Genomic DNA, 6417 nt, shown 5'->3' on the forward strand with positions numbered 1-6417 from the left:
CAAGCCCGCTGCCAGCGCCTTGCCGAGCACCAGCGCGCTGCGGTGCGCCGGGGTGACCAGCAGCTTGTGGACGATGCCCAGATCACGCTCCCAAATGATCGCGATGCCATAGAAGATCGCACTGAAGAGTATGCTTTGCGCAAGAATCCCAGGCGCCATGTAATCCAGATAGCGCAGGTTCCCGGTCGGTATGCCGCGTACCTGACTGAAGACCTGCCCGAAGACCGCCAGCCACAATACCGGTTGCACGGCGCGCGACAGAAGTTCGGTAGGATCGCGCAACAGCTTGTGCATCTCGGCCTGGGCGATCGCGGCAGCCTCGTAGAGAAAATCGAGCATTTCTTATCCCAAGCGCTGAATGGTGCCGCGACTTTCGCGCACATCGCGAAAATTGCCGCCTTGATCGATCACGGCGCCGCTGAAATGGACAAACACATCCTCCAATGTAGCCTGTGATCCGACCTGCGCCTTGAGCTCCGCGGGCTTACCCAGTGCTGCCAGGCGCCCCTGGTGCAGAATAGCCAGCTCATCGCACAGGATGTCGGCTTCTTCCATGTCGTGCGTGGTGATCAGGATCGTCATTCCCTTGGCCTGGCGCAGATGCTTCAGTCTTTCCCACACAGCGCGCCGGGCGACCGGGTCCAGGCCGATGGTCGGCTCATCCAGAAACAAGACCTCCGGGTAATGCAGCGCCGCCTGCGCAATTTCAAGGCGCCGAATCATGCCGCCGGAGTAGGTTCGCACCAATTTTGTCGCCACCTCCTGCAAGCCGGAAAACGCCAGGGCTTCGCTGATGCGCTCTTCGCGCCGGTCACCGCGAAGCCCATACAGACTCGCAGACAGGCAAAGGTTTTCGTAGCCGGTCAGGCCGCCGTCCGCGGACACCATCTGGGGCACATAGCCGATATGGCGCCGCACATCCACCGGCTTCTTCGCGACATCGTAGCCGGCCACTACGGCCGCCCCGGAACTGGCGTCCAGCAAGGTGGTGAGGATCTTGATCGTCGTACTCTTGCCGGCGCCATTCGGGCCCAGGAGCCCGAAAATCAAGCCTCGCCCCACAGTCAGGCTTAGTCCTTCAAGCGCAGTGAAGCCATCGAAGCGTTTGCACAAATCGACGGTGACAATGGCGGAACCTTCCGTGTCATTCATTACAATCTCTTCATTGTTCCATGCGAGCTCGCGCACCATGCAAGCGACATCATCCGCTCTTCAGGTCATATGCGCCGTGAGCTGAAGCAAGGTCAGTTCGGGTTCGGTGCCGAAGCGCACCGGCGGCCCCCAAGTCCCCGTACCCGCATTGACATATACCCACATTGAACCAAGTCGCGACAACCCGGCAACATGCGGTGCATGCACCAGGCGCACAGCGATCGTCCAGGGAAAGAATTGACCGGCGTGCGTATGTCCCGACAGCTGCAGGTCGAAACCGGCCTCCTGCGCGAGCGAAGCCAGTGAGGGGTTATGCGCGAGCAATATGCGCAGGGCGCGCCCGGCCTGCGGCGCTGCGGCGAGATCCGGACGCGGCTTCTGCTCCGGATCGGTCAAGCTCAGTGCCGGATCGACGACGCCGCCGACCACGAACTTCGCACCGTCACGCGTAAATATCCGATACTCGTTGAGTAAGACTTGCATCCCGAGCGACCGAAAATGGGTGGTCCATGCCTGCGCGCCGGCATAGCAATCGTGGTTGCCGAGAATGAAAAAGCTTCCATGACGCGCCCTCAATTCGCCCAGCGGCGCCACATGGCGTGCCAGGCGGCTCACAGGGCCGTCGACGATGTCGCCGGTGAGCACGATGAGGTCGGCGTTCAACTCGTTGCTCATCTGCACCACGCGCTTCACGTAGCGCTCGCCGATCGTTGGCCCGACATGCAGGTCGCTGATCTGGACGATGCGCAAGCCGTTCAATGCCGGATGAAGGCCTTCGACCGGAATCGTCACCCGGCGCAGATGCGGTCCGCGGAAAGCGGCCAGCAATCCAATCGTCAACGCGGCAAATGAACCGGCAAACACCAGCGCCGGGCCGGCATTATCAAGCAACCCAAACAATGCTTGCGCATGAAGCGCCCATGCCGCAGCAAGAAGAGCATCGCGCGCCAGGGACAGCAGCACCAGAAAATTCAACCACCCCATGCAGAGGTAACTGACGGCATGCACCAGTTCGTCCGCCGCAGTCGAACTTTCGCGGTCGCCTGCCCAGTAGACTGCGGGCACGATCCACACCATGAGGAACGGCAGCGCAAGCAACCAGCGTTGCGGCCAGTTCGCGCCCAGGCGAAATGCCACGTAGACATACCCTGCAATGAGGATGGTACTCAAGGTCAGCACGAAGGGGCTCAGAAATCGTCGCATGATCGTTCTTGTGCAGCAGCGCCACGCTTCGAAATGATGCCCGGGACGCTGCCCGCCATCAGCGCAGCGACGTCGACAAGGATCGCAGGCAGAGCTACGCCGCCTGGCGAAGCAAGATACAGAGGCCGCCAGACGGGATGGAACTTGGCTTTATAGTGGCGCAGGCCCTCGAAGTTGTAGAAGTGCTCGCCATGCCGATACAACAAGGTTCCGAGAGAACGCCAAATCGGCATTTGCGCGTACTCGGCCAGCCCGGACAGGGGCGCCATGCCCAGGTTGAACCACTTGAATCCCTCCTTGCGCCCCCATAGCATCAACTCGCAGAACAGCAAGTCCATGGTGCCGTTCGGTGCGGACGGCAAGTGACGCATGAGATCAACCGACAATTCTTCCTTGTCCGCACCAAGCCACAAATTCGCGAAGGCGATGATTTTCCCGCCGCTTGTCACGACTCCAAGCGGAAACTGCTTGAGATAATCCACGTCGAACGAGGCATTCGAAAATCCTTTTTCCTGCGTCGCCTTGCCCGCCAGCCAGGCTTCGGAAATCTGCGCCAGCGACGGCAGCACCTCATGCACTGCCTCGCGCGGGAGAATATCGAAGCTGCAGCCTTGGCGCTGCATTCGTGCTCGCGCCTGACGCAGCCTCTTGTATGTCGGCGTGCCGATGTCGAAGTCGGCCAGCGCGACACGCGCTTCCTCGCCGAGCGGCGTCAGCCCAAGCCCCAGTTCGGCATACTGGGTACGCCACTTCTGTCCCACCTCGAAGAATACGCACCAGCCATCGAACCGGTCGCAGAGATCATGAAACTGCCAGAGCAGCTCGCGCGCGCCCTTGTCTGCGCCAACCGGATCTCCCATTGCGATCCAGCTGCGGCCTCTGCGCCCATACATCAGAAAGGCATCCTTTGCTGCGCTGAACAGTACTGCCTTGTCGCCCCGCAGGACAAGGTTCGCATAGGTGGCCGTCGAACGTTCAACGAGAGGACGCACGCGCTCCAGGTCGCTGACCTCGGGCAATGGCGGCACGGGCTGCATCGGCCTCAGCAAACGATACAAGGCGAACATGGCGATCAGCACCATCGCACCGACAGTAGCGCGGAGCGAGCGCGAGGCCTCGGCGTGCAGCGCGAACGTCCACCAGGATTGTTCCGCATACGAAGCATTGCCGTATGCGAAGAACACGAGCCAGGAGGAGGCTGCCATCACTATCACGATGGCAGCCGTCCACGCTGCGCTGAAGCGTTCTCCCAGGAGAGAGGACTTGCGATAGAACTGGCGGCGCAAGGACAGCAGCGCAAGGCATGCAAGGACGAGTACGCTTGCCTCTTCAAAGTCCCAGCCTTTGGACAGGGATAAGGCAGCGCCTGCGCCGAGCAACAGTACCGCAAGATGCCAGGCCGCGTCGAGGCGCCGCTGTAACGCACGTGCGAGCAGCAGCAATACCGCACCAGCCAAGCTTGCGACAAAGTGGGAGGCTTCGATCAGGGGCAGTGACAGGACATGATTCAGTGCTTCCAGCCGCCCCGCCGCTGCCGGCACCGATCCGGAAAACAACAACACAGCCCCCGCGACGAAGACCGTGGCCGCCAGTATTTGCGGCGCTACCGCGACGAGAAAACGTGAACCTTTCGCCACCATGCCGCGCAGATGCCATAGCGAACCCGCGCGCGCGCGAATGGCCGCCAGCGCTGCCGCGACAACCAACGGCGCGACGAAGTAAATCAGGCGAAACATCAGCAAGGCACCGGCCAGGTCGATGGCGGCAACGCGCTGCCCGAGCAGCAGTACGACTGCCGATTCGAAAACCCCCAGACCGCCCGGCACGAGACTCACATTGCCGGCCACCAGCGCGACGAGAAACACCGTCAGGCAACGGGCGAATCCAATGTCGGCCGATGACGGCAGCAATGCGTAGAACACGGACGCCATCAGGCACAGGTCGAGTGACGCAACCATGATCTGCCCTAGCGTGAATGCAAGCGATGGCAAGATGGTATTTCGCATCTCAGGCATTAATCGCCCGCGCATTGCAATCAGCATCAGATAGGCGGCAAGCAGCGCAAAGAAGACGAGCCCGAGTGGCCGCGTCGTCGCTCCTGCCCAGTTGATTTCAGCGGGCAGATTCACGGGGAAGAGCACGAACACCGTTGCGCCGACAAAGAGGAATCCAAGCCAGAAACCGACACTGCAGAACAGCACGACTCGCGCGATTTCGGAAGTCGACAGCCCCGCCGAGGTATAGATCCAGTAACGCACGGCCGAACCGGTGATCAAGGTATTGCCGAAGTTGTTTCCCAGCGCATTGGCGATGAAGGACGTCGCAGCGGCGGTCGACACGCTCAGGCGCCGGCCGATGAATCGCAGCCCCAGCAAATCGTAGGCGGTGAGTACTGCATATCCGGCTACCGCCAGGCTTGCAGCATCCACAAGCGAGGGCGTCGGCAACGTTGACAAGGCCGTCTTCAGTCCCAGGTAGGGCTGTGTGCGCAGCCAATCGTTCAAGATCAGCAACGCCAGCCCGAAGATCGCGAGACCGACAAAGGGGCCTATTCTTTGCAGGAGGCGGGGCACGATGGCGACCCAAAAAGTTCCTGCGCCGCAGGTGTGCGTTCAGTGTGATTTGAGCCGCGAGCTCGCATAGGATTGCTCCCTTTTGGGTTCAGTATAAGAAAGGCAATCCCTTGTTCAGTGGCGCATATCGCAAGAAGTCAGCCGACAAGAATTGACAAAGCTCAATCGCATTAAGGCTTGACTGGGAGCCCAGGCGAATCAAGGTCGCGTCGCCGCAAGATCGGTTACAACTTTCTTCGCAAAAATGTTTTCCGGCCGCAAATCGACCGTTAGAATCGTCGCTGCGGCGTCTCTTTGGCGGACGATGCATTCGAATCAACCGTTCTTTTGCCGACGGAAAATGATGGAACAGGTGTTAAGCGTCTTGTACGGCGTATCGGGCATTGCGGCGTCGGCCTTGTACGTGCCCCAGATCCTGAAGTATCACCGCGACCGCGACGCCCGCCTATCCATCTCGCTGCTGGCGTGGGGCGGGTGGATTGCCATCGCGGCAATCGCTGTCTTGTACGCACTGTTTGTTGTCAGGAATTTGCTGATTGCAATGGTTGCCGGACTGAATATCCTCGCCCAGCTGACCGTGCTGTTCTATGGCGTCAATGCACGCATGAGCAAGATCAGCGCAGCCCTCTCCCCCACGAAGCCCTAGGCACTCCTCCGCGCAGGCAATTTGCGTTTGCATAAAGCACACGCCTTGTCGATACGGTATTCATGCAGATCGCCGGCCGCACCCGCCATGCCGGCATGTATTCCCTGCATCGAGTCGTGCCATGAAATGGGCTGTCGTTTCCCTCTACCTGCTTTCGATCCTCCACATCCACTTTCGCGGAAAGGTGCGCCTGCCTTTCATGCGCCAGTTGTTCGACCATTCGTCGTTCATGGCGCCGATCAATCTATTCATGCACCTGTTCTCGCGCGTGCCATCCACGCCGTATTTTTCCAACGACGACTTCAGGGAACTCAAGCCGCTGGAAGATCAGTGGGAAACGATTCGAGCGGAAGCCTTGAACCTGATCGCGCTGCAGAAAATCAAGGCAGCGGAGAAGAACGACGACGCCGGTTTCAATTCCTTTTTCAAATATGGCTGGAAGCGCTTCTACCTCAAATGGTACGAAGCCAGCCACCCCTCCGCGGAACGCCTGTGTCCGCAAACCGTCGCCTTGCTGCGTGCGATACCGTCCGTGAAGGCGGCGATGTTTGCCGAATTGCCGCCCGGAGGAAAACTCAACATGCACCGCGACCCGTTTGCCGGATCACTGCGCTATCACCTCGGACTGGTCACGCCCGACAGTGAGCGCTGCTTCATCGAAGTCGACGGCCAGCGCTACAGTTGGGCCGATGGCAAAAGCGTGATCTTCGACGAAACCTACATCCACTGGGCAAAGAACGACACCGACTGTGATCGCATCATCCTGTTCTGCGACATCGAACGGCCGATGCGCTACCGCTGGGCGCAGGCAGTGAACCGCTGGCTTGGACGCACCATGATGAC

The 6417-nt window shown here is 60.1% G+C and carries 6 protein-coding genes; 2 read left to right on the forward strand and 4 right to left on the reverse strand.

The annotated features are described in order from the left end of the window. The 4 genes from VJ651_RS08825 to mprF form a co-directional block, all read right to left on the reverse strand. A partial coding sequence (locus tag VJ651_RS08825; protein ID WP_324107097.1) for an ABC transporter permease occupies positions 1-339 on the reverse strand: 339 nt, incomplete at its 3' end. Between the two features lie 3 nt (positions 340-342). After that, entirely contained in the window at positions 343-1152 is an 810-nt protein-coding gene (locus VJ651_RS08830) for an ATP-binding cassette domain-containing protein (RefSeq protein WP_324107098.1), read from the reverse strand. 60 nt (positions 1153-1212) lie between these two features. After that, positions 1213-2355: a metallophosphoesterase gene (locus VJ651_RS08835; RefSeq protein ID WP_324107099.1), complete on the reverse strand. Its 1143-nt coding sequence runs from the start codon at positions 2353-2355 to the stop codon at positions 1213-1215. Continuing rightward, entirely contained in the window at positions 2340-4928 is a 2589-nt protein-coding gene (gene mprF, locus VJ651_RS08840; protein ID WP_324107100.1) for a bifunctional lysylphosphatidylglycerol flippase/synthetase MprF, read from the reverse strand. Before mprF ends, VJ651_RS08835 begins: the two co-directional genes overlap by 16 nt. Positions 4929-5271: 343 nt before the next feature. Between mprF and VJ651_RS08845 the strand changes: the two genes are divergently transcribed. After that, complete coding sequence (locus VJ651_RS08845) at positions 5272-5574, forward strand: hypothetical protein (RefSeq protein WP_324107101.1); 303 nt, start codon at positions 5272-5274, stop codon at positions 5572-5574. A 121-nt stretch (positions 5575-5695) separates the two neighbouring features. Further along, positions 5696-6417: aspartyl/asparaginyl beta-hydroxylase domain-containing protein (locus VJ651_RS08850; RefSeq protein WP_324107102.1), on the forward strand; the 722-nt coding region annotated here is incomplete at its 3' end.

It is taken from the genome of Noviherbaspirillum sp., assembly GCF_035254865.1.
In the GTDB taxonomy this organism is placed as follows: Bacteria; Pseudomonadota; Gammaproteobacteria; order Burkholderiales; family Burkholderiaceae_D; genus Noviherbaspirillum.

Bases quoted from the DNA above. Each gene is read 5' to 3' on its own strand.
- VJ651_RS08830 (WP_324107098.1), bottom strand. From the start codon at position 1,152: ATGAATGACACGGAAGGTTCCGCCATTGTCACCGTCGATTTGTGCAAA.
- VJ651_RS08835 (WP_324107099.1), bottom strand. From the start codon at position 2,355: ATGCGACGATTTCTGAGCCCCTTCGTGCTGACCTTGAGTACCATCCTC.
- VJ651_RS08845 (WP_324107101.1), top strand. From the start codon at position 5,272: ATGGAACAGGTGTTAAGCGTCTTGTACGGCGTATCGGGCATTGCGGCG.